18 protein-coding genes, 25 tRNA genes, 2 rRNA genes and 2 riboswitches (1 of these 47 cut by a window edge) are annotated in these 20133 nt (G+C 49.2%); all 45 genes read left to right on the forward strand.

Annotated elements, in window-relative coordinates; all coding sequences use genetic code 11:
* Positions 1–2897, forward strand: a 23S ribosomal RNA gene (locus ACKPCD_RS03650); it begins 18 nt to the left of the window's first position.
* A 94-nt stretch (positions 2898–2991) separates the two neighbouring features.
* A 5S ribosomal RNA gene (rrf, locus tag ACKPCD_RS03655) occupies positions 2992–3107 on the forward strand.
* Positions 3108–3128: 21 nt separating this feature from the next.
* A tRNA-Asn gene (locus tag ACKPCD_RS03660) sits at positions 3129–3202 on the forward strand.
* A 15-nt stretch (positions 3203–3217) separates the two neighbouring features.
* Positions 3218–3290, forward strand: a tRNA-Lys gene (locus ACKPCD_RS03665).
* A 3-nt stretch (positions 3291–3293) separates the two neighbouring features.
* Positions 3294–3375: transfer RNA gene (locus ACKPCD_RS03670), tRNA-Leu, on the forward strand.
* A 12-nt stretch (positions 3376–3387) separates the two neighbouring features.
* A tRNA-Thr gene (locus tag ACKPCD_RS03675) sits at positions 3388–3463 on the forward strand.
* A 3-nt stretch (positions 3464–3466) separates the two neighbouring features.
* Positions 3467–3538: transfer RNA gene (locus ACKPCD_RS03680), tRNA-Gly, on the forward strand.
* Positions 3539–3571: 33 nt separating this feature from the next.
* Positions 3572–3645: transfer RNA gene (locus tag ACKPCD_RS03685), tRNA-Arg, on the forward strand.
* Between the two features lie 18 nt (positions 3646–3663).
* Positions 3664–3737 (forward strand) — tRNA-Pro (locus ACKPCD_RS03690).
* 15 nt (positions 3738–3752) lie between these two features.
* Positions 3753–3825: transfer RNA gene (locus tag ACKPCD_RS03695), tRNA-Ala, on the forward strand.
* Between the two features lie 12 nt (positions 3826–3837).
* A tRNA-Met gene (locus ACKPCD_RS03700) sits at positions 3838–3911 on the forward strand.
* Between the two features lie 14 nt (positions 3912–3925).
* Positions 3926–3999: transfer RNA gene (locus ACKPCD_RS03705), tRNA-Ile, on the forward strand.
* Between the two features lie 21 nt (positions 4000–4020).
* A tRNA-Ser gene (locus ACKPCD_RS03710) sits at positions 4021–4110 on the forward strand.
* A 103-nt stretch (positions 4111–4213) separates the two neighbouring features.
* Positions 4214–4286, forward strand: a tRNA-Met gene (locus ACKPCD_RS03715).
* Between the two features lie 37 nt (positions 4287–4323).
* Positions 4324–4399: transfer RNA gene (locus ACKPCD_RS03720), tRNA-Asp, on the forward strand.
* Position 4400: 1 nt separating this feature from the next.
* Positions 4401–4471, forward strand: a tRNA-Gly gene (locus tag ACKPCD_RS03725).
* An 11-nt stretch (positions 4472–4482) separates the two neighbouring features.
* Positions 4483–4556, forward strand: a tRNA-Ile gene (locus ACKPCD_RS03730).
* Positions 4557–4595: 39 nt separating this feature from the next.
* Positions 4596–4683 (forward strand) — tRNA-Ser (locus tag ACKPCD_RS03735).
* A gap of 28 nt (positions 4684–4711) precedes the next feature.
* Positions 4712–4783, forward strand: a tRNA-Glu gene (locus ACKPCD_RS03740).
* A 77-nt stretch (positions 4784–4860) separates the two neighbouring features.
* Positions 4861–4933, forward strand: a tRNA-Val gene (locus tag ACKPCD_RS03745).
* Between the two features lie 2 nt (positions 4934–4935).
* Positions 4936–5008, forward strand: a tRNA-Asp gene (locus tag ACKPCD_RS03750).
* 18 nt (positions 5009–5026) lie between these two features.
* Positions 5027–5099 (forward strand) — tRNA-Phe (locus ACKPCD_RS03755).
* 14 nt (positions 5100–5113) lie between these two features.
* Positions 5114–5194: transfer RNA gene (locus tag ACKPCD_RS03760), tRNA-Tyr, on the forward strand.
* An 11-nt stretch (positions 5195–5205) separates the two neighbouring features.
* Positions 5206–5278 (forward strand) — tRNA-His (locus tag ACKPCD_RS03765).
* Between the two features lie 8 nt (positions 5279–5286).
* Positions 5287–5358, forward strand: a tRNA-Gln gene (locus tag ACKPCD_RS03770).
* A 32-nt stretch (positions 5359–5390) separates the two neighbouring features.
* A tRNA-Cys gene (locus tag ACKPCD_RS03775) sits at positions 5391–5461 on the forward strand.
* Between the two features lie 39 nt (positions 5462–5500).
* Positions 5501–5584, forward strand: a tRNA-Leu gene (locus tag ACKPCD_RS03780).
* A gap of 160 nt (positions 5585–5744) precedes the next feature.
* Entirely contained in the window at positions 5745–6083 is a 339-nt protein-coding gene (locus ACKPCD_RS03785; RefSeq protein WP_068561675.1) for a winged helix-turn-helix transcriptional regulator, read from the forward strand.
* Between the two features lie 400 nt (positions 6084–6483).
* Positions 6484–6774, forward strand: a complete 291-nt coding sequence (locus ACKPCD_RS03790; protein ID WP_276641010.1) for a hypothetical protein — start codon at positions 6484–6486, stop codon at positions 6772–6774.
* 13 nt (positions 6775–6787) lie between these two features.
* A complete protein-coding gene (locus ACKPCD_RS03795) occupies positions 6788–7417 on the forward strand; it encodes an ABC transporter permease (RefSeq protein WP_321434035.1) in 630 nt (209 codons plus the stop codon).
* Positions 7418–8326 carry a glycine betaine ABC transporter substrate-binding protein gene (locus tag ACKPCD_RS03800; RefSeq protein WP_321434036.1) on the forward strand — a complete coding sequence of 303 codons (909 nt, stop codon included), beginning with the start codon at positions 7418–7420 and terminating at the stop codon, positions 8324–8326.
* Positions 8327–8343: 17 nt separating this feature from the next.
* Entirely contained in the window at positions 8344–9117 is a 774-nt protein-coding gene (locus ACKPCD_RS03805) for an ABC transporter ATP-binding protein (protein ID WP_068561671.1), read from the forward strand.
* Positions 9114–9737: an ABC transporter permease gene (locus ACKPCD_RS03810; RefSeq protein ID WP_321434037.1), complete on the forward strand. Its 624-nt coding sequence runs from the start codon at positions 9114–9116 to the stop codon at positions 9735–9737. Before ACKPCD_RS03805 ends, ACKPCD_RS03810 begins: the two co-directional genes overlap by 4 nt.
* 21 nt (positions 9738–9758) lie before the next feature.
* Positions 9759–10634, forward strand: a complete 876-nt coding sequence (locus ACKPCD_RS03815; RefSeq protein ID WP_321434038.1) for a DUF5131 family protein — start codon at positions 9759–9761, stop codon at positions 10632–10634.
* 23 nt (positions 10635–10657) lie between these two features.
* Positions 10658–11641 (forward strand): zinc-binding dehydrogenase, encoded by a 984-nt coding sequence (locus ACKPCD_RS03820; protein ID WP_321434039.1) that lies wholly within the window; start codon positions 10658–10660, stop codon positions 11639–11641.
* A 36-nt stretch (positions 11642–11677) separates the two neighbouring features.
* Positions 11678–11780: riboswitch (TPP riboswitch) on the forward strand.
* A gap of 62 nt (positions 11781–11842) precedes the next feature.
* Positions 11843–11944: riboswitch (TPP riboswitch) on the forward strand.
* A gap of 131 nt (positions 11945–12075) precedes the next feature.
* Complete coding sequence (gene thiW / locus ACKPCD_RS03825) at positions 12076–12567, forward strand: energy coupling factor transporter S component ThiW (protein ID WP_321434040.1); 492 nt, start codon at positions 12076–12078, stop codon at positions 12565–12567.
* Between the two features lie 219 nt (positions 12568–12786).
* Positions 12787–13602, forward strand: coding sequence for a MurR/RpiR family transcriptional regulator (locus tag ACKPCD_RS03830; RefSeq protein WP_321434041.1), 816 nt, complete (start codon positions 12787–12789; stop codon positions 13600–13602).
* 68 nt (positions 13603–13670) lie between these two features.
* Positions 13671–14816 carry an N-acetylglucosamine-6-phosphate deacetylase gene (nagA, locus tag ACKPCD_RS03835; RefSeq protein WP_321434042.1) on the forward strand — a complete coding sequence of 382 codons (1146 nt, stop codon included), beginning with the start codon at positions 13671–13673 and terminating at the stop codon, positions 14814–14816.
* A gap of 10 nt (positions 14817–14826) precedes the next feature.
* Positions 14827–15534, forward strand: coding sequence for a glucosamine-6-phosphate deaminase (gene nagB, locus ACKPCD_RS03840; RefSeq protein WP_321434043.1), 708 nt, complete (start codon positions 14827–14829; stop codon positions 15532–15534).
* Positions 15535–15661: 127 nt separating this feature from the next.
* Positions 15662–16249, forward strand: coding sequence for a dihydroxyacetone kinase subunit DhaL (gene dhaL, locus ACKPCD_RS03845; RefSeq protein WP_321434044.1), 588 nt, complete (start codon positions 15662–15664; stop codon positions 16247–16249).
* Entirely contained in the window at positions 16242–16616 is a 375-nt protein-coding gene (gene dhaM / locus ACKPCD_RS03850; RefSeq protein WP_068561662.1) for a dihydroxyacetone kinase phosphoryl donor subunit DhaM, read from the forward strand. Before dhaL ends, dhaM begins: the two co-directional genes overlap by 8 nt.
* A 220-nt stretch (positions 16617–16836) precedes the next feature.
* Positions 16837–18279 (forward strand): oxaloacetate decarboxylase subunit alpha, encoded by a 1443-nt coding sequence (locus ACKPCD_RS03855; RefSeq protein ID WP_321434045.1) that lies wholly within the window; start codon positions 16837–16839, stop codon positions 18277–18279.
* An 18-nt stretch (positions 18280–18297) separates the two neighbouring features.
* Positions 18298–18594, forward strand: coding sequence for an OadG family transporter subunit (locus ACKPCD_RS03860; RefSeq protein ID WP_321434534.1), 297 nt, complete (start codon positions 18298–18300; stop codon positions 18592–18594).
* Positions 18595–18628: 34 nt separating this feature from the next.
* Positions 18629–18976, forward strand: coding sequence for a biotin/lipoyl-containing protein (locus ACKPCD_RS03865; RefSeq protein ID WP_321434046.1), 348 nt, complete (start codon positions 18629–18631; stop codon positions 18974–18976).
* 16 nt (positions 18977–18992) lie between these two features.
* Complete coding sequence (locus ACKPCD_RS03870) at positions 18993–20123, forward strand: sodium ion-translocating decarboxylase subunit beta (RefSeq protein WP_321434047.1); 1131 nt, start codon at positions 18993–18995, stop codon at positions 20121–20123.
* The last annotated feature ends 10 nt before the right edge of the window (positions 20124–20133 follow it).

The raw sequence follows: 20133 nt of genomic DNA on the forward strand, positions 1-20133 counted from the left end.
GCACGGTGGATGCCTAGGCACTAGGAGCCGATGAAGGACGGGACTAACACCGATATGCTCCGGGGAGCTGTAAGTAAGCTTTGATCCGGAGATTTCCGAATGGGGCAACCCAATATCTTTGATAGGATATTACGTTACACTGAATACATAGGTGTATCGAGGAACACGCAGGGAACTGAAACATCTCATTACCTGCAGGAAGAGAAAGAAAATTCGATTCCCTTAGTAGCGGCGAGCGAAACGGGAAAAGCCCAAACCAAAGAGCTTGCTCTTTGGGGTTGTAGGACTGGGACATGAGACTGCAATGGATAGCAGAAGCCAACTGGAAAGTTGCGCAACATAGGGTAATAGCCCCGTATGCGAAATCCAAATCAGCTCTACCAGTATCCTGAGTACGGCGGAACACGAGAAATTCCGTCGGAATCCGGGAGGACCATCTCCCAAGGCTAAATACTCCCTAGTGACCGATAGTGAACCAGTACCGTGAGGGAAAGGTGAAAAGCACCCCGGAAGGGGAGTGAAACAGTACCTGAAACCGTGTGCCTACAAGTAGTCAAAGCCCGTTAATGGGTGATGGCGTACCTTTTGTAGAATGGACCGGCGAGTTACGATTTCATGCGAGGTTAAGTTGAAAAGACGGAGCCGCAGCGAAAGCGAGTCTGAATAGGGCGAATAAGTATGAGGTCGTAGACCCGAAACCAAGTGACCTACCCATGTCCAGGTTGAAGGTGCGGTAATACGCACTGGAGGACCGAACCCACGCACGTTGAAAAGTGCGGGGATGAGGTGTGGGTAGCGGAGAAATTCCAATCGAACTTGGAGATAGCTGGTTCTCTCCGAAATAGCTTTAGGGCTAGCCTCGGATATGCGAATCATGGAGGTAGAGCACTGTTTGGACTAGGGGCCCTTCTCGGGTTACCGAATTCAGATAAACTCCGAATGCCATTGATTTAGATCCGGGAGTCAGACTACGAGTGATAAGATCCGTAGTCAAAAGGGAAACAGCCCAGACCACCAGCTAAGGTCCCAAAGTATCTGTTAAGTGGAAAAGGATGTGGGGTTGCACAGACAACTAGGATGTTGGCTCAGAAGCAGCCATCATTTAAAGAGTGCGTAATAGCTCACTAGTCGAGTGACCCTGCGCCGAAAATTTACCGGGGCTAAACAGATCACCGAAGCTGTGGATGGAACCCAATGGGTTCCGTGGTAGGAGAGCGTTCTAAGGGCATCGAAGCCAGATCGTGAGGACTGGTGGAGCGCTTAGAAGTGAGAATGCCGGTATGAGTAGCGCAAGACGGGTGAGAATCCCGTCCACCGAATAACTAAGGTTTCCTGGGGAAGGCTCGTCCTCCCAGGGTTAGTCGGGACCTAAGCTGAGGCCGATAGGCGTAGGCGATGGACAACAGGTTGATATTCCTGTACCAGTTGCTTTTGTTTGAGCGATGGAGGGACGCAGGAGGCTAAGGAATGCACACGATCGGAAATGTGTGTCCAAGCAGCAAGTCTGAGAACGAGTGAAATGCTTTTTCTCTCAAGGACAAGCTGTGATGGGGAGCGAAATTTAGTAGCGAAGTTCCTGATGTCACACTGCCAAGAAAAGCTTCTAGTGAGAAAGTAACTGCCCGTACCGCAAACCGACACAGGTAGTTGAGGAGAGAATCCTAAGGTGTGCGAGAGAACTCTCGTTAAGGAACTCGGCAAAATGACCCCGTAACTTCGGGAGAAGGGGTGCTGACCGCAAGGTCAGCCGCAGTGAATAGGCCCAAGCGACTGTTTATCAAAAACACAGGTCTCTGCAAAATCGAAAGATGACGTATAGGGGCTGACGCCTGCCCGGTGCTGGAAGGTTAAGAGGAGAGGTTAGCGCAAGCGAAGCTTTGAATTGAAGCCCCAGTAAACGGCGGCCGTAACTATAACGGTCCTAAGGTAGCGAAATTCCTTGTCGGGTAAGTTCCGACCCGCACGAAAGGCGTAACGATTTGGGCACTGTCTCAACGAGAGACTCGGTGAAATTATAGTACCAGTGAAGATGCTGGTTACCCGCGACAGGACGGAAAGACCCCATGGAGCTTTACTGCAGTTTGATATTGCGTGTTTGTATCACATGTACAGGATAGGTAGGAGCCGAAGATACCGGGACGCCAGTCTCGGAGGAGGCAACGGTGGGATACTACCCTTGTGATATGACCACTCTAACCCGCTGCTCTTAGCGAGCAGGGAGACAGTGTCAGACGGGCAGTTTGACTGGGGCGGTCGCCTCCAAAAATGTAACGGAGGCGCCCAAAGGTTCCCTCAGAATGGTTGGAAATCATTCGTAGAGTGTAAAGGCAGAAGGGAGCTTGACTGCGAGACCTACAAGTCGAGCAGGGACGAAAGTCGGGCTTAGTGATCCGGTGGTTCCGCATGGAAGGGCCATCGCTCAACGGATAAAAGCTACCCTGGGGATAACAGGCTTATCTCCCCCAAGAGTTCACATCGACGGGGAGGTTTGGCACCTCGATGTCGGCTCATCGCATCCTGGGGCTGTAGTCGGTCCCAAGGGTTGGGCTGTTCGCCCATTAAAGCGGTACGCGAGCTGGGTTCAGAACGTCGTGAGACAGTTCGGTCCCTATCCGTCGCGGGCGTTGGAAATTTGAGAGGAGCTGTCCTTAGTACGAGAGGACCGGGATGGACACACCGCTGGTGTACCAGTTGTTCTGCCAAGAGCATCGCTGGGTAGCTATGTGTGGACGGGATAAACGCTGAAAGCATCTAAGCGTGAAGCCCCCCTCAAGATGAGATTTCCCATCACTTTAAGTGAGTAAGACCCCTGAGAGATGATCAGGTAGATAGGTTGGGAGTGGAAGTACAGCGATGTATGGAGCGGACCAATACTAATCGGTCGAGGACTTAACCAATTTTTAAAAAGAAGAAAACTCAAGCGGTGTTTTCGGAATCCCTTTACTTTTGTAGATTCAGTTTTGAGAGAACAATGTTCTCTAATTAAAAATGTGCGGTGACGATGGCAAGAAGGTCACACCTGTTCCCATCTCGAACACAGAAGTTAAGCTTCTTAGCGCCGATTGTAGTGAAGGGTTTCCCTTTGTGAGACTAGGACGTTGCCGCGCTTTTTTTGTATAGTTAATTATTCCGCAATAGCTCAGTTGGTAGTAGCGCATGACTGTTAATCATGATGTCGTAGGTTCGAGTCCTACTTGCGGAGTTTTTTTCTTAGGATGAGTTATTAGCTCAGTTGGTAGAGCATCTGACTTTTAATCAGAGGGTCGCAGGTTCGAGCCCTGCATAACTCATTTGCGGGTGTGGCGGAATTGGCAGACGCACTAGAATCAGGGTCTAGCGCCGCAAGGTGTGGGGGTTCGAGTCCCTTCACCCGCATTAATTGAATACGCCGGCTTAGCTCAGTTGGTAGAGCATCTGATTTGTAATCAGAGGGTCGAGGGTTCGAATCCTTTAGCCGGCACCATTCGCGGAAGTAGTTCAGTGGTAGAACATCACCTTGCCAAGGTGGGGGTCGCGGGTTCGAACCCCGTCTTCCGCTTCAATTTTTTGATAGTGCTCTGCACTATCTTTTGCACCCATAGCTCAATTGGATAGAGTACTTGACTACGAATCAAGCGGTTACAGGTTCGACTCCTGTTGGGTGCATTTTTACATAATTATCACCGGGAAGTAGCTCAGCTTGGTAGAGCACTTGGTTTGGGACCAAGGGGTCGCAGGTTCGAATCCTGTCTTCCCGATTCAACAATCTTCACGGGGCCTTAGCTCAGCTGGGAGAGCGCCTGCCTTGCACGCAGGAGGTCAGCGGTTCGATCCCGCTAGGCTCCATTTTTCATTTTTGGCGGTGTAGCTCAGATGGCTAGAGCGTCCGGTTCATACCCGGGAGGTCATGGGTTCGACCCCCTTCGCCGCTATTATACCTTGCTGCGGACCTTTAGCTCAGTTGGTTAGAGCAGACGGCTCATAACCGTCCGGTCGCAGGTTCGAGTCCTGCAAGGTCCATGAAAAAATTTATCAGCTTATGGAGGATTACCCAAGTCCGGCTGAAGGGAACGGTCTTGAAAACCGTCAGGCGTGTAAAAGCGCGCAAGGGTTCGAATCCCTTATCCTCCTTTAGTGGCCTCAGGCCATTGTATTGTCATGGCTGTTGGCGCTTTAGCGACATTACAGACATGATACACTTGAGCGAAAGCTCACAGTGTTTCCTTATTATTATCGCGGGGTGGAGCAGTTGGCAGCTCGCCGGGCTCATAACCCGGAGGTCACAGGTTCAAGTCCTGTCCCCGCAATTGGATGCAAGTCCACAGTGTTACTTTTTTAACGCATGGTTCCGTGGTGTAGGGGTCAACATGCCTGCCTGTCACGCAGGAGATCGCGGGTTCAAATCCCGTCGGAGCCGCCATGCGGGTGTAGTTTAGTGGTAAAACCCCAGCCTTCCAAGCTGATGTCGGGAGTTCGATTCTCCTCACCCGCTTTTTTTAAGAAGGGCCTATAGCTCAGCTGGTTAGAGCGCACGCCTGATAAGCGTGAGGTCGATGGTTCGAGTCCATTTAGGCCCATTGATAAAGCAACAATATTAACAGAAAATTTCTTGTTATGGGGAAGTACTCAAGTGGCTGAAGAGGCGCCCCTGCTAAGGGTGTAGGTCGTTAACGCGGCGCGAGGGTTCAAATCCCTCCTTCTCCGTAGCTTTATCAAAAAAATAAAAAAACATGGTCCGTTGGTCAAGCGGTTAAGACACCGCCCTTTCACGGCGGTAACACGGGTTCGATTCCCGTACGGATCATTGTCATGGCTGTTACAGCTTCAGCTGTTTTACAGACATGATACACTTGAGCGTTAGCTCACAGTGTTTCTACACCTGGAGGTTTAGCTCAGCTGGGAGAGCGTCTGCCTTACAAGCAGGATGTCGGCGGTTCGATCCCGTCAACCTCCATTGGTTCCGTGGTGTAGGGGTCAACATGCCTGCCTGTCACGCAGGAGATCGCGGGTTCAAATCCCGTCGGAGCCGTTTTTACAATTTTATTCTGGTCTGATAGCTCAGTTGGTAGAGCACTTGATTGAAGCTCAAGGTGTCGGCGGTTCGAATCCGTCTCGGACCATTTTTTTATATGATGGAGGGATAGCGAAGTGGCTAAACGCGGCGGACTGTAAATCCGCTCTTTCGGGTTCGGCAGTTCGAATCTGCCTCCCTCCATTCTTATGATGGCGATCGTGGCGAAGTGGTTAACGCACCGGTTTGTGGATCCGGCATTCGTGGGTTCAATTCCCATCGGTCGCCCTCTTTATTGGGCTATCGCCAAGCGGTAAGGCAACAGACTTTGACTCTGTCATTCGTTGGTTCGAATCCAGCTAGCCCAGTTTTTTCAAACATTTTCAAATAGCAACATCTCGGCGGTATAGCCAAGTGGTAAGGCACAGGTCTGCAAAACCTCTATCACCGGTTCAAATCCGGTTACCGCCTTTCCATGAGTAAGATGGAAAATTGCATTCTTCATATCATGCCGGCGTGGCGGAATTGGCAGACGCGCTGGACTCAAAATCCAGTGCCCGCAAGGGCGTGCCGGTTCGACCCCGGCCGCCGGTATCACACAAAACAGGCTCCTGACGATGACATCATCGTTGGAAGCCTGTTTTTTTGCATAGTTACACCCGAAACTGAAAGGAATATTTGAAATTGTTTTATTTCAAGTATATAATTCGTTGTAACTTACAAAAAGAAACTTACTATCTATGAGGTGGAAAAGATGCTGACCAAAGAAGAATTGCCATTCTGCCCGGTTGCGACAACCGTCGATCTGATCGGAAATAAATGGAAACTGCTGATAATGCGCGAATTATTGACGGGAACCAAGCGTTTTAATGAAATGCACCGATTGGTTGATGGCATCAGCCAAAAAGTATTGACTGAAAATCTCCGGAAAATGGAGTCTGATGGGATTGTTAAACGGGAAGTATTTCCTGAAGTGCCACCCCGCGTGGAATATTCATTAACCGATCTTGGTGACTCCCTAAGACCGATCATCAACAGCATGAGTGATTGGGGAACGGATTATATCAAAAATAATCTCTTGGAACAAAAATAAGCCAGCATAGGAAGTAGGAAAGCGGGTTGCAAATCCGACCTTTTCTGTGATCCCATACGGGTGCCAAAAGTTGTATCATTTTCATACTCCCTTTTGAAGCGTTATAATGCTTCAAAAGGGATTTTTTTTTACAATTTTTTGTTGTAGGTATCATTGTAGCTGTAGCTTACAAAAAGGTAAGTACCTGATAAAAAAGTGCGTACTTTTACGGGCGCATCTTTATGGTTATAGTTAGAGTATGGGAACCCATCCATCAGCAGTCAAAAAGAGTATTATCAGGGAGGCATTAAGTAAGGAGCGCAAACACGAAGGGGCCACCATGACAGTAGTTCATGTGCGAAGAAGTTTATTCAGCGGTAATTATCGATGTGAATGTTTTGAAGGAGGCGGAATGCAGGTCATGATAGATCCTTTATTAGTATTTGCGGCAACCTTTGACACTGATATCAAGATTGCCATAATGTACCTGTTCCTTTGCTATCCGACAATGAGCTGCAATGATATCGTCCTAATGACGGGTGAAAAAAAAGAAAGTGTGGTCACCAGTCTGTGGAGACTGCAAATGGATACGATTGTGGTCAATAAGATTGAGGACGACAGAAACTGCTATTATTCCTTGACGAGCAGCGGTACAGCGAGTTTGAAGGTATTTAGCGAGATGGCAGATTTTTCGGATCGTTGTTTAAAATGAGAGGAGGTCCAAAATGCTAATTGATGACATACTGCAATACTTTCAAGAGAATTTCAGTCAATATTTGATTTACGTTTACCAACACCTTGGATTGAGTATCCAGGCAATCGGAATTTCTTGTCTGATCGGTATTCCGCTGGGATACATCAGCCACAAGCACCGGAAACTCAGCCAGATGATCACCCTCAGTTCCCAAGCCTTGCGGATCATCCCCAGTTTGGCGGTCCTCTTTTTGTTGATCTCCATTATTGGGGTCGGAAGGGCTCCAGCGTTGATCGCATTGGTGTTGTTGGGTATCCCGCCGATATTAGTCAACACAACGGTCGGATTCCTGGAAGTCCCCGCTGTGATGATCGAAACGGGGAAGGGGTTGGGGATGACCGATCGGGAGCTCCTGAAAAGGGTGAAGATTCCGCTGGCTTTTCCTTTTGTGATGACCGGCGTGAAACTGGCGTTGGTGGAAATTATCTCGAGTGCGACGCTGGCTACATACATCGGTGCGGGTGGTTTGGGGACACTGATTTTTACAGGATTGGGTTTGAACAGGATGGATTTGCTTATCATTGGAGGAGTATCGGTAGCGATGATTGCCTTCACGACAAGCATCTTTCTTGATTACATAATTAAAAGGAGCATCAATTAAATGAAAAGAAAAAATATCATCAGTACGATTGCAATGTTGGCCGTAACACTTATGGTCTCAGGTTGTTCAGGCCTGACTGGCGGAAGCGATAGCAGCACGGAAGATACAGCCATCCGCGTGGGTTCAAAGGACTTCACCGAAAACTTGGTTGTTTCGGAAATTTATGCGTTGGCTTTGGAAGATGCCGGCTATGAGGTTGAAAGAATTCCGAATATTGCCAGCTCGGTTGTTCACACATCGATCACCAATGATGAAATCGACCTTTATCCGGAGTATACAGGGACAGGCCTGTTGGTAGTACTGGAAATGGAGATAGAAACCGATCCGCAGAAAGTCTATGACACAATCAAAGCAGAATATGATGAGCAGTTCGATCTGACCTGGTTGGATTATGCGCAAGCCAACGACAGCGCTGGTCTGGTCATCAAAACGAGCGTAGCCGAAAAATACGGCATTGAGACCATTTCCGATCTGCAGGAAAATGCTTCAGAGCTGCGTTTTGCATCCCAAGGTGAATTCGATCTGAGGGAAGATGGCCTTCCTGGTTTGACCAAAGCATACGGAGAATTCAATTGGAAGAGTTCGACAGTCTACGACAACAGTTTGAAATATGAAGTCTTGAAAAATGATGAAGCGGATGTCGCTCCGGCCTATACGACAGAAGGACAACTGACAAATAAAGAAGAATTTACCGTCTTGGTGGATGATAAAAAATTCTGGCCGCCTTATAACTTGGCTCCAGTAATCCGAAATGAAGTGTTGGAAGTGAATCCTGACATTGCGGAAATTCTGAACAACATCAGCAGTACTTTGGATACGGAGACTATGACGAATCTGAATGCTAAAGTGGACGTCGATGGACAAGAATATGAAGCGGTCGCGAAAGAGTACTTTGATTCGATAAAATAAGGAGGCGTTGAGGCCGCATGGAGCAAACCGCGATAGAATTCAAAAATGTGACGAAGCTCTACGGGGAAGGGGGCACGAAGGCAGTCGATGATATCTCTTTTGAAATTAAGGAGGGGGAGTTCATCACTGTCCTGGGTTCTTCCGGCTCCGGCAAAACGACGACTTTAAAAATGATCAACCGGTTGATCCGTGAAGATGAAGGGAACATAACCTTCTTCGGAGAGGACATCAGCGGAATGAACGAAGTGGATCTTAGACGGAAAATCGGTTATGTCGTCCAACAAATCGGTCTGTTTCCGCACATGACCGTTGCCCAAAACATCGCGACAGTCCCGGAACTGCTGAAGTGGGACAAGAAGGAAATCCAAGCCCGCGTCAAAGAATTGCTGGAGCTTGTCCAACTGGATCCGAATGTGTTTGCCGACAGAAAGCCGAAACAATTATCCGGCGGTCAGCAACAGCGTATCGGCGTTGCGAGGGCGCTTGCCGCCAATCCGAAAGTGATGCTGCTGGATGAACCATTTGGAGCGGTCGATGCAATCACGCGCCTACAACTGCAGAATGAACTGCAAAAGATCCACAAAGAATTGGGAGACAAAACCTTTGTGCTGGTCACCCACGACATCAATGAGGCGTTCAAGCTGGGGACGAGAGTGCTGGTAATGGACAAAGGCAAGATTTGTCAATTTGATGCACCGAGGGAAATCATGCGCAATCCGAAAACGGAGTTTGTCGCAAATTTGATTGCCACCGTAAAGGAACAAGAGGCATTTTGGAGTGAGCTGAAATGATTGCATACTGGAATACTTACCATGAAAAACTGTTGCTTGCCACGATGCAGCATATCGAATTAGTGGGGACGACGCTGACGATCGCCATCCTCATCGCTAGTGGCATAATCCTGGCCTGCATGCATCAGGAACGCGTGATGAACGGCTTGATCTATCTGACCTCTTTGCTTTATTCGATCCCGAGTCTTGCTCTATTTGCCATCTTGATTCCGTTGACGGGACTGGGAAGGAACACGGCCATCATCGTATTGGTGATTTATTGCCAATATGTCCTGTTGCGCAGTTTTTCCGCAGGGATCAAGGAGATCGATCCGACAATCATCGAAGCCGCTGGAGGGATGGGCATGACGAGGAATCAAATGTTCCGGAAAATCCAACTGCCGTTGGCAATGTCATCAATCATCGCAGGGATACGGATCGCTGCGACCTCCACAATCGGCATCGCAACCATCGCCGCAACGATCAATGCGGGCGGGTTGGGAACTGTCCTTTTCGATGGCTTGCGGACATTCAGCGTCGTAAAACTGTTGTGGGGCACTGTGCTGTCGATGTTGTTGTGTCTGCTTGTCAATGTCATCCTGTACTTACTTGAGAACGCGTTGCGACGGAGATTTGCCTGATCTTTTCAAAGGAGTGGTCGCTTGAGTGATATCTGGAACCCGTGGCACGGCTGCAAAAAGGTCAGCCCGGGATGCCAAAATTGTTATATGTTTCATTTGGATAGTCAACGAGGAAAAGATGGCGCGCTGATTTATAAAGTCCAGAGCAGCTTCGATCGACCGTTGAAAAGAAACCGGCGCGGCGACTTTGTCATACCTCCTGGTTCCACGATACGCGTCTGCATGACTTCTGACTTCTTTCTTGAGGAAGCGGACGAGTGGCGCGGGGAAGTCTGGAAGATGATTGAGAAGCGTTCGGACGTGCTGTTCTACTTGTTGACGAAAAGAATCGAACGCGTGAAAGATTGCCTTCCTGAAAATTGGGGAGACGGTTGGGAAAACGTGTGGATGAATGTCTCTGCCGAAAACCAAAAGATGGCCGATAGGCGGATCCCGGTACTCCTGGATCTGCCTTTCAAACACCGAGGCATCATGGCCGCACCGTTGATCGGCGAAATCGACTTGACGAAGCATTTGTCGTCCGGAAAAATCGAACGCGTCATCGTTGGCGGGGAAAACTATGATGGGGCAAGGGAATGCCATTATGAATGGGTGCACAGGATGCACCAAGATTGCGTGGACCAGCATGTGAACTTCGAATTCATCGAAACCGGGAATCATTTTGTGAAGAACGGACGGAAGTATGAAATTTTGGACAAAAGAAAGCAGCAGGAGCAGGCAAAGAAATCCGGCCTGTCTTATGAAGGGCGTGCGGTTTCGGTTCAACTGACGGAGGTTGCCCAGGGCGAATCGGTGCCGCTTTTTCAAACAGATGCCGTGACTTTGTGCGACTCCTGTGCCTACAAGAAATTTTGCGGTACGCAATCGGGAAGACCCAGCTGCATGCTGTCGCTATGAAAATAAGAAAGGAAGTCGGAGAAATGAAGGCAGTCGTAGTGCATGAAGCGGGCGGACCGGAAAAACTGGTGCATCAGGAAGTTCCGCTTCCGGAAATCCGGGAAGGCTGGTCGCTCGTGAAGGTCATGGGCTTCGGCATCAACCATTCGGAAATCTTTACGCGGGAGGGGAAATCCCCCTTGGTCAAATTTCCCCGCATTTTAGGGATTGAATGCGTAGGGATAGTGGAGCGTTCGAGCGACGAAGAGAAATTGCCTCTCGGTCAAAAAGTGGTGTCGATCATGGGAGAGATGGGGAGGGCCTTCGACGGGAGTTATGCGGAATATGTCCTGTTGCCGAATGACCAAATCTACCCCATCCACACCGATTTGCCCTGGGCCCAACTGGCGGCCATTCCGGAAACCTACTATACGGCTTTCGGTTCCATGAAGAATCTGAGGATCCAAGCATCCGATCAAATTTTGGTTCGGGGTGCAACGAGCGGAGTAGGGGTTGCCTTTGCCAAGTTGGTCAAAGCCCAATTCCCGGATATCAGGATTTATGGGAGCACGCGGAAAGCCGAAAAGGGTGAGAGATTGAAAGAAGCCGGCTTCACCGACTACGTCGAAGACCGCAACGGCGTGTTGGAAACGGAAGAGACTTTCGACAAAATTCTGGAATTGATCGGCCCTGCGACGATCAAGGACAGCCTTTCCCATATCCGGGAAGGCGGCGTTGTCTGCAGCACCGGTCAACTGGGCGGGAAATGGTTCCTGGAGGATTTCGATCCCATCATGGAATTGAAGCATAACAGCTACTTGACTACTTTCCATTCGAGTGACGTCTCCGGCGAGAAGGTGAATGAACTGCTGGAGTACATTGAAGAAAAAGGCATTGCTGTGGATCCCGAGCGAGTCTTCCCGCTCGAAGAGGTTGCCCAAGCCCATGCCTTTTTGCAGAGCCAGGACAGTTTCGGAAAAGCCATTGTGTTGGATCCGAGCGCTGCGGGAGAGAAAGCTTCAGAATAGGGTTGCGTTTCCGCGGATTATTGGTTAGAATCAAATGAGAAACACTGGGGGTGCGCTATTGCGCTGAGACCGGCATTGCCGGAACTCTTTGTACCTGATCTAGTTCATACTAGCGGAGGGAATGTGGCGTTTGACTATTCGCATAATAGACATCAAAACGTTATATTTTCTGATTTTCGCATCAGATCATATAGCGTTTTTTATTTTCAGTAGGGGTGCGCGCGAGCGCTGAGACCGAAACTGTCGGAACCCTTCAAACCTGATCCAGTTCGTACTGGCGGAGGGAACTGAGCTCGGTCTGGAGTCCGTACGTATATCCAAGACATCTCAGGGGAGGTGTCTTTTTATTTTCGTTCAATTCAGGGAGGAGGGGAAACAGTTAGGAAAGAGCAAGATGCAAAAATAATAAATCAAACTGAAAAGGGGAAAATAGTATGAACACAAAGAAATTAGTCACCACTGCCTTGATCATCGCCATGGGGGTGGTCAGCAACAGCATCTTCGTCATTCCGATCGGACTGGCAAAAGTAGCGCCGGTGCAACATCTTTTGAACGTATTGACCGCTGTCTGGTTAGGACCGGGGTATGCCGTCCTGCAAGCCTTCAGCGTATCCTTGCTGCGCAACCTGTTGGGGACGGGAACCATATTTGCCTTTCCTGGCAGCATGATTGGAGCTGTTTGCGCAGGTCTGTTTTATGCCAGAACGCAAAAGCTCGGTTACGCGGCACTGGGTGAATGGATTGGCACCGGAATTCTGGGCTCGTTGGTGAGCACTTTGCTGGCGCAGTTCTTTATGGGCATGGAAGCTGCACTGATGCTCTTCCTGCCGAGCTTCGCGATCAGTTCCGCCATCGGAGCCGGGATGGCATATTTTATCATCCTGGAAATGGAAAAAAGAAGCGTATTGGACCGGAACATAATCTGAAGCATCTGCTTATGAAGGAAGCCGCTCTCGGAAGGGGGCGGCTTTCTGCTGTCTAAAAGTGTCTCCAATAGATAAGTTAAAGAAAATAATTTTCAGTAAATAATAATTGAAAAAACTATTTTCATGTGTTATTCTATCAGCATAGAGGGAAAAGGCGAAGGGAAGAAATGCGCAGTGCGCTTTTGGTGGTTGCGCAAAGCAGGCGGAGGCAACAAGTAAATGACAATCATCGAAGAAATACAGAATCAGTATTCTACTTTTTCCGCGAACGAGAAAAAGATTGCGGATTACATTCTGCAGAACAAAGCATCCATCAAAAATATGAACATCAAGGATTTGGCAGCGAAGGCGGATACCTCGACTTCCAGCATCACCCGGTTCTGTAAACGCATCAACATCGATGGGTTTGTGGACATGAAGATTGCGCTGCGTTCATTGGCGAGCGGTCATCCTTCGAAAGAAATGCCGACCGTCTATGACGATATTTATGGCTATTATACACAAGTCATCGATGAAACCAATCAGATGATCGAGGATCAGGCAATCGAAACGGTTGGTGATTGGATCAAAAACGCAAACAAAACAGTCATCTACGGCATCGGCAGTTCCGGTTTCACGGCCGCGGAATTGGCGCAACGCTTGATCCGGATGGGGCTGAATACTACGGGGGTTACGGATTCCCACCTGATGATCATCAACAGTTCGATCATCAAGGAGGGCGAATTGGTGATCGCCATTTCAAATTCGGGAGAGACCCCTGAACTGATTGCATCTTTGGAGATCGCGAAGAAGAAAAAAGCGAAGATCATCGCCCTGACGAGCTTCAAAAACAGTTCGCTGACGAAACTGGCGGATGTCACGTGCTTCGGTTATCACTCGCGTTTCGTCAACAACACGGTGTTCGTCAACACGCAGTTCGGGATGATGTACCTGATCGATGTGATTTCGACCTTCCTGTTGCAGGACCATGATTTCCAATACAATATGGATCTGACGAGAGCAAATGTGCAAGGTTATTCAAAAAAAACAGAATAGCGCGATGTGCTGTTTGAGTCATGCAAGTGGACAGTGAAAAAAGTTCACGATCAAAGAGGGGGATACAAATGAAAAGAGTGATCATCCATGCAGAAGTTTATACCGGAGAAACAGTCATTTTTGATGGATTCGTCCGGTTTGAAAAAGAAATCAGCGCAGTCGGAAAGATGTCGGAGTACGTTCCTGAATCAGGCGAAGAAGTGATTGATGCAGCCGGAAGCAGACTGGTGCCCGGATTCATTGATGTCCACAGTCATGGCGGATATGGTGTGGACAACATGGACGGTGATGCGGAAGACATCAATCGGATGATTGCAGCGATGCACCGGGAAGGGATCACCAGCTATTTTCCGACGACGATGACGCAATCTTCTGAAAATATCGAGAGGGCATTGATCGGCATCCGCAAGGCTTCAGAAAAAAATCCAGTCATCCAAGGCATCCACCTCGAAGGGCCATTCATTTCTGTCGTCCATAAAGGGGCGCAACCGGAAGAACACATCAAACTGCCGGATGCTGCCTTAATGCGCAAATGGCAGGACTTGAGCGGCGGCTTGATCCGTTTGGTAACCTATGCGCCGGAGACCACTGATGCGACGGCATTCGAAAAGTATTGTCTCGATAACCGCATCGTGCTTTCGGTCGGGCATTCGGATGCTCTTCGCAGCCAGCTGAGAAAATCCAAGGCAGCGCATGTCACCCATCTCTTCAATGCGCAAAGGGGACTCCATCACCGTGAGCCCGGTGTGACCGGACATGCGTTCCTGGAGGATGGTATCTATGCGGAAATGATTGTCGATGGTCTGCATATCGATCCGGAAATGGTGAAGATCGCCTTCAAACAGAAGGGCGCAGACCGCATCGAATTGATTACCGATGCTATGCGCGCCAAAGGGATGGGCGACGGCATCAGTGAATTGGGCGGACAGAAGGTCATCGTCAAAGAAGGCCAAGCCCGTCTGGAAAGCGGAAATCTAGCAGGAAGTGTGCTGGAATTTCAGGATGCCTTCAGGAACATCATCGCTTTTACCGGCTGCAGCATCTTGGATGCGGTAAAGATGAGTTCGGTCAATCAGGCCCGGGAATTCGGTCTAGTTCGAAAAGGGGGTATCGCTCCGGGAAAAGATGCCGATATGGTGCTGCTTTCGGAGACATTCACAGTGGAGCGGACAATCAGTTATGGACAGACAGCATACAAAAATAACAGAAAGTAGGTTACAGATCATGGAAATAATCATTAAAGCGACTCCTGAAGAGGCAAGCCGTTACGCATTCGAAAAAATCCGCGAGGAAATGGAAAGAGGTGCGAAAGTGCTCGGGTTGGCAACCGGCAGCACGCCGGAGAGGCTGTACCGGATCATGCGGGAAAGTGATCTTGATTTTTCGGGGATGACATCGATCAATCTGGACGAATATATGGGTCTTTCCGAAGACAATCCGCAGAGTTATCACTATTTCATGCATAAGCATTTGTTCGATGCAAAACCGTTCAAGAAAAACTATCTGCTGGACGGATTGGCGGATGAAACGGAAGAATGCGCGCAATTCGAAGAAATCATCGCCGCGAATCCGATCGATGTGCAGATTCTCGGCATCGGCACGAACGGGCATATCGGTTTTAACGAGCCGGGCACATCTTTTGATTCCCGTACCCAGAAAGTGGCACTATGGCAATCCACGATTGATTCCAATAAACGTTACTTTGCGGATGAGAAGGATGTCCCGCGGTTTGCCTATTCGATGGGGATCCAATCGATCCTCTCTTCAAGAAAGATCATCCTGATGGCTTTCGGGAAAGAAAAAGCCGCTGCCATCAAAGCAGCGTTGGAAGGACCAATCACAGAAGAACTGCCTGCTAGCGTTCTGCAGACGCACAAGGATGTGACCGTGATACTGGACGAAGAAGCAGCGCAAATGCTCAGCAAAAAATAGTGAATCAGACAATCCGCAGGCTACTCCCCATGAGTCTCCGGATTGTCGTTTTTGATTAAAACGTTTACAATGGAAGCAGAGGTAGCGTGGAAAGCATGTGATCCAGGAATCCAAGGCGGTGATGTAAATGTTGACTGTTGAGACGGTCAGATCGTGGCTGAGCTTGTTCATCGAAAAGCTGGAAAAAAATGAGAAGTATCTGAACACGCTGGATGAACCCATCGGTGACGGCGATCACGGGGCCAATATGCTTCGGGGCGCGAAAGACCTAAGGGGGAAATTGGCAGAAGGGCTTCAGGCAGGGGTGTCAGATCTGTTCAAAATGGCCGGGATGTCCTTCGTCCAGAAAACGGGCGGGGCAGCCGGACTCCTTTATGGGCAAATCTTTCTGCATATGTCGGAGGCTTTTCAAGAAGATAACGATCTGATGGACAGCCTGACAAGCGGGCTTGAAGGCATCCAAACGTTCGGCCCTACGGAACTGAAGGAAAAGACCTTGGTTGATGTTTGGATTCCGGTCATGGAAGACATCCGGAATAAGCGTCTGACGTTGGAAAAAATCAATGAATATGTCACAAGCACGAAGGATTTCCAGGCGAAAAAGGGACGCGCGGTCTATGTGTCGGAACAACTGAATGGCCATATCGATCCAGGTGCAGCCTCCTGCGGTTATTTCTTTGAGGCCATGCTGGAAGCGGGTGTGTACGATGAGTGAACAGTACGGCATCTTATTGGTCTCACATGTTGCGGAGCTCGCTGACGGGCTGACCAGATTGCTGAAACAGGTAGCAAAGGACGTCACCGTGAAAGCGGTCGGCGGAGCGGAAGGCGGCGGCATCGGCACGAGTTTTGATAAAGTCATAGCAGTGCTCAATGAAATGGAGGAGCCTGAAATATTTGCTTTTTATGATCTGGGCAGCGCCAAGATGAATCTTGAGTTGGTAAGTGAAATGACCGAAAAAAACCTAATCATTTGCGATGCGGCATTTGTGGAGGGCGCCTATCTGACAGCAGCTTTGCTGCAGGCGGATACGCCCTATGAAAAAATCTGTGAGCAGTTGCAGGAATTGTACGTAAAATGAAACACTGAGCAAAATTGTAGTGACAAACACAATTAAGAAAAAGACTGCCAAGGTGCAGTCTTTTTTATTTACGGTTTCCCCCTATTGAAGGTGTATTGTTTCTATATTCTTTCTCGTATTTTTTATCTACAGATTGAAATATCGGTCAATTTAGTGTAAGCTAAAACTACAGAAAACGCTTACAATTTTAGCGCTAAAGAAAAGAATGGATGTGTTCGGATTGGAAAAAGAAAAAAAAGTGCTTTTTACTGAGACCGTTCTGCGTGATGCGCATCAAAGCTTGATGGCGACACGTATGTCTACGGACGACATGCTCCCGATTGTTGAGAAAATGGATGAAGCCGGGTATTACGCGCTCGAGTGCTGGGGCGGGGCCACTTATGATGCGGCTATCCGTTTTCTGCATGAAGATCCGTGGGAAAGACTGCGGCAAATCCGCAAGCGTGCTCCGCATGCAAAGCTGCAGATGCTGCTTAGGGGACAGAACTTGATTGGCTACCGCCATTATGCAGATGATATCGTGGATCGTTTTGTAGGCAAAGCTGTCGAGAATGGCATCGATATTTTTCGGATTTTTGATGCCTTGAATGACACGAGAAACTTGAAGGCATCACTTGAAGCCGTCAAAAAATACGGCGCCCATGCGCAACTGACGATCTGTTACACCATCAGCGATGTCCACACGATCCCATTTTACACCGACTTGGCAAAGGAATTGACTGAAATGGGTGCAGACTCAATCTGCATCAAGGATATGGCTGGTATATTGACGCCGAAAGTAGCCAAAGAGTTGATTCCGGCCATCAAAGCCGTTATCGATGTGCCGCTGAATATCCACACGCATGCCACCAGCGGCGTTTCACAGATGACCTACATGGCTGCCATCGAAGCGGGTGCGGACATCATCGACTGTGCCATTTCGCCTTTTGCGGAAGGAACAAGTCAACCGCCTACCGAATCGATGGCGCTAGTGCTTGAAGAACTCGGATACAGTACGGGCTTGGACATTGCCAAATTGGAAGAGATTGCTGATTATTTCAAACCGATTCGCGACAAGTACATCGCTTCGGGTGTGCTGGACCCAAAGATGCTGTCAGTCGATCCCAAAGCGCTCATCTATCAAGTACCGGGCGGAATGCTGTCGAACTTGAATTCGCAACTCAAACAGGCAAATGCCAGCGATAAGTACGAGGCTGTGCTGCGGGAAGTGCCCTGCGTCAGAGCGGACTTGGGCTTTCCGCCGTTGGTCACCCCAATGAGCCAAATGGTCGGGACGCAGGCTGTTTTCAATGTTCTGACGGGAGAACGTTACAAAATGGTCCCAAATGAAGTGAAGGATTACTTGCACGGAAAATACGGAAAGACACCGGTCCCGGTGAGCGACGCGTTCAGACGCAGCATTATCGGGGATGATGCCGTCATCACGGATCGCCCGGCAGACCATCTGGAGCCGGAGTTCGAAAGATTGAAGGCGGAGTTGGGTGACTTGGCGCGTACGGACGAGGACGTATTGACTTATGCTTTGTTCCCTCAGGTCGGAAAGGCGTATCTGCAGGAAGTCTACTATCCGACCATTCCAGAAGAACAAGCAGAAACAAAAGCGCCATCTCCAGGCGAGACGACGGAAACAGTGGTTCGGATCCAAGCCCGCTATCGCAGCTAAGAGGAAGAGGTGAGGAAAATGGAAACATTCAATTTAGGTGATGGTCTGATTGTCACGGTAGTTGCGATGATCGTCGTGTTTGCTGTTTTGACAAGTCTTTGGTTCTTGGTCGAACTGGTGCATAAGCTGGTAGCGGAACCAGCACCGGCAACTACAGTACCGATTGATCGCGAAGAAGCTAGTCAGCCCGTCCTGCTGGATTCGGGTGTGGATGAGCAACGAGCTAAAGCAGCGGCAATCACGGCATTGGTCGCGGCTTATGAAGCCCATCCGGCCAAGAAGTTCGAGATTGTTGATGTAACGCGTATCAAATAAATTCCATCTGCTGATTATAAAGGGAGGATTTTTTATGAAAAAGTATGAAATCGAAATCGACGGACAAGTGTATCATGTCAAAGTAAGGGAGTTGCCGGATGATGCAGTCATGACAGAGCAACCTAAGGCCGGCAGCAGCAGAAATACAGCGGATTCCGCTCCACCAGCAGAGGGAAAAACAATGCTGGCGCCGATGGCCGGGACCATCTTGCGCATCCTCGTAAAAGAAGGTCAAACAGTAAAAAAAGGTGAAAACCTTATTGTCCTCGAAGCCATGAAGATGGAGAATGAAATCGTTGCGGACAAGGATGGCATCATCAGAAGTATTTTGGTGAAAGCAAATGATAGTGTCGAATCCGACCAACCGTTGCTGATTCTCTAGAAGGGGAGGGATTCCTATGGTACAAGCTTTGACGGATCTGATCCGGACATCCGGATTGGTTAATCTTACGTATAAAGAAATCATTATGATCATCATTGCCTGCATTTTCCTTTATTTAGCCATCAAAAAGGGCTATGAACCGTACTTGCTGATACCAATCGCATTCGGTATCCTCTTGGTGAATCTGCCGTTAGCCGGATTGATGACGCCGCCTACCGAAAGCGAACCGGGAGGGCTGATCTATTACCTCTACCAAGGTACTAATCTGGGCATCTATCCGCCCTTGATCTTCCTCTGTCTGGGGGCAGCGACCGATTTCGGGCCGCTCATCGCCAATCCGAAAACGTTGTTGTTGGGCGGGGCAGCACAGTTCGGTATCTTTGCGGCATTCTTCGGGGCCTTGGCCTTGGGAATGACACCCCAGGAAGCAGCTTCGGTCGGCATCATCGGTGGGGCAGACGGACCGACTGCCATCTATTTGACGACAAAATTGGCCAACCATCTCTTGTCAGTCATCGCGCTGGCGGCCTATTCCTATATGGCCTTGGTTCCCCTCATCCAGCCGCCGATCATGCGCCTGTTGACGACCGAAAAAGAGCGGCAAACGGTCATGAAGCAGATGCGCGCCGTGTCCAAAAACGAACGCATTTTGTTCCCAATCGTCACCACCATTTTCGTCAGCCTGGTCGTCCCATCAGCCACAGCGCTTGTGGGGATGCTGATGCTGGGTAATCTGATCCGGGAAAGCGGTCAGGTTCCGAAACTGACGGAAACGCTGCAGAATGCCATGATGTACATCGTCACCATACTTTTGGGGGTAACAGTCGGAGCCAAGGCGAACGGCGAGTTGTTCTTGTCGCTGACAACCATAAAAATCATCGTTCTTGGCCTTTTTGCTTTCTCGATTGGGACCGCTGCCGGAGTCCTGATGGGTAAACTGATGTACAAATTGACGAACGGTAAAGTGAATCCGTTGATCGGGGCAGCCGGTGTTTCGGCCGTACCGATGGCTGCGCGGGTCGTGCAGAAGGAAGGCATCAAATACAACCCTTCCAACTATTTGCTGATGCATGCGATGGGACCGAATGTGGCGGGCGTCATCGGATCGGCTGTCGCGGCCGGTGTCCTGTTGGCTTTCTTCGGTTGAGTGTGGATTA

The organism is Trichococcus flocculiformis (assembly GCF_963662535.1).
Taxonomy (GTDB): Bacteria; Bacillota; Bacilli; order Lactobacillales; family Aerococcaceae; genus Trichococcus; species Trichococcus flocculiformis.

Bases quoted from the DNA above. Each gene is read 5' to 3' on its own strand.
- thiW (WP_321434040.1), top strand. From the start codon at position 12,076: ATGAACACAAAGAAATTAGTCACCACTGCCTTGATCATCGCCATGGGG.
- nagB (WP_321434043.1), top strand. From the start codon at position 14,827: ATGGAAATAATCATTAAAGCGACTCCTGAAGAGGCAAGCCGTTACGCA.
- ACKPCD_RS03865 (WP_321434046.1), top strand. From the start codon at position 18,629: ATGAAAAAGTATGAAATCGAAATCGACGGACAAGTGTATCATGTCAAA.
- ACKPCD_RS03830 (WP_321434041.1), top strand. From the start codon at position 12,787: ATGACAATCATCGAAGAAATACAGAATCAGTATTCTACTTTTTCCGCG.
- nagA (WP_321434042.1), top strand. From the start codon at position 13,671: ATGAAAAGAGTGATCATCCATGCAGAAGTTTATACCGGAGAAACAGTC.
- ACKPCD_RS03870 (WP_321434047.1), top strand. From the start codon at position 18,993: ATGGTACAAGCTTTGACGGATCTGATCCGGACATCCGGATTGGTTAAT.
- ACKPCD_RS03790 (WP_276641010.1), top strand. From the start codon at position 6,484: ATGATAGATCCTTTATTAGTATTTGCGGCAACCTTTGACACTGATATC.
- dhaL (WP_321434044.1), top strand. From the start codon at position 15,662: ATGTTGACTGTTGAGACGGTCAGATCGTGGCTGAGCTTGTTCATCGAA.
- ACKPCD_RS03820 (WP_321434039.1), top strand. From the start codon at position 10,658: ATGAAGGCAGTCGTAGTGCATGAAGCGGGCGGACCGGAAAAACTGGTG.
- ACKPCD_RS03860 (WP_321434534.1), top strand. From the start codon at position 18,298: ATGGAAACATTCAATTTAGGTGATGGTCTGATTGTCACGGTAGTTGCG.
- dhaM (WP_068561662.1), top strand. From the start codon at position 16,242: ATGAGTGAACAGTACGGCATCTTATTGGTCTCACATGTTGCGGAGCTC.
- ACKPCD_RS03785 (WP_068561675.1), top strand. From the start codon at position 5,745: ATGCTGACCAAAGAAGAATTGCCATTCTGCCCGGTTGCGACAACCGTC.
- ACKPCD_RS03805 (WP_068561671.1), top strand. From the start codon at position 8,344: ATGGAGCAAACCGCGATAGAATTCAAAAATGTGACGAAGCTCTACGGG.
- ACKPCD_RS03800 (WP_321434036.1), top strand. From the start codon at position 7,418: ATGAAAAGAAAAAATATCATCAGTACGATTGCAATGTTGGCCGTAACA.
- ACKPCD_RS03810 (WP_321434037.1), top strand. From the start codon at position 9,114: ATGATTGCATACTGGAATACTTACCATGAAAAACTGTTGCTTGCCACG.
- ACKPCD_RS03795 (WP_321434035.1), top strand. From the start codon at position 6,788: ATGCTAATTGATGACATACTGCAATACTTTCAAGAGAATTTCAGTCAA.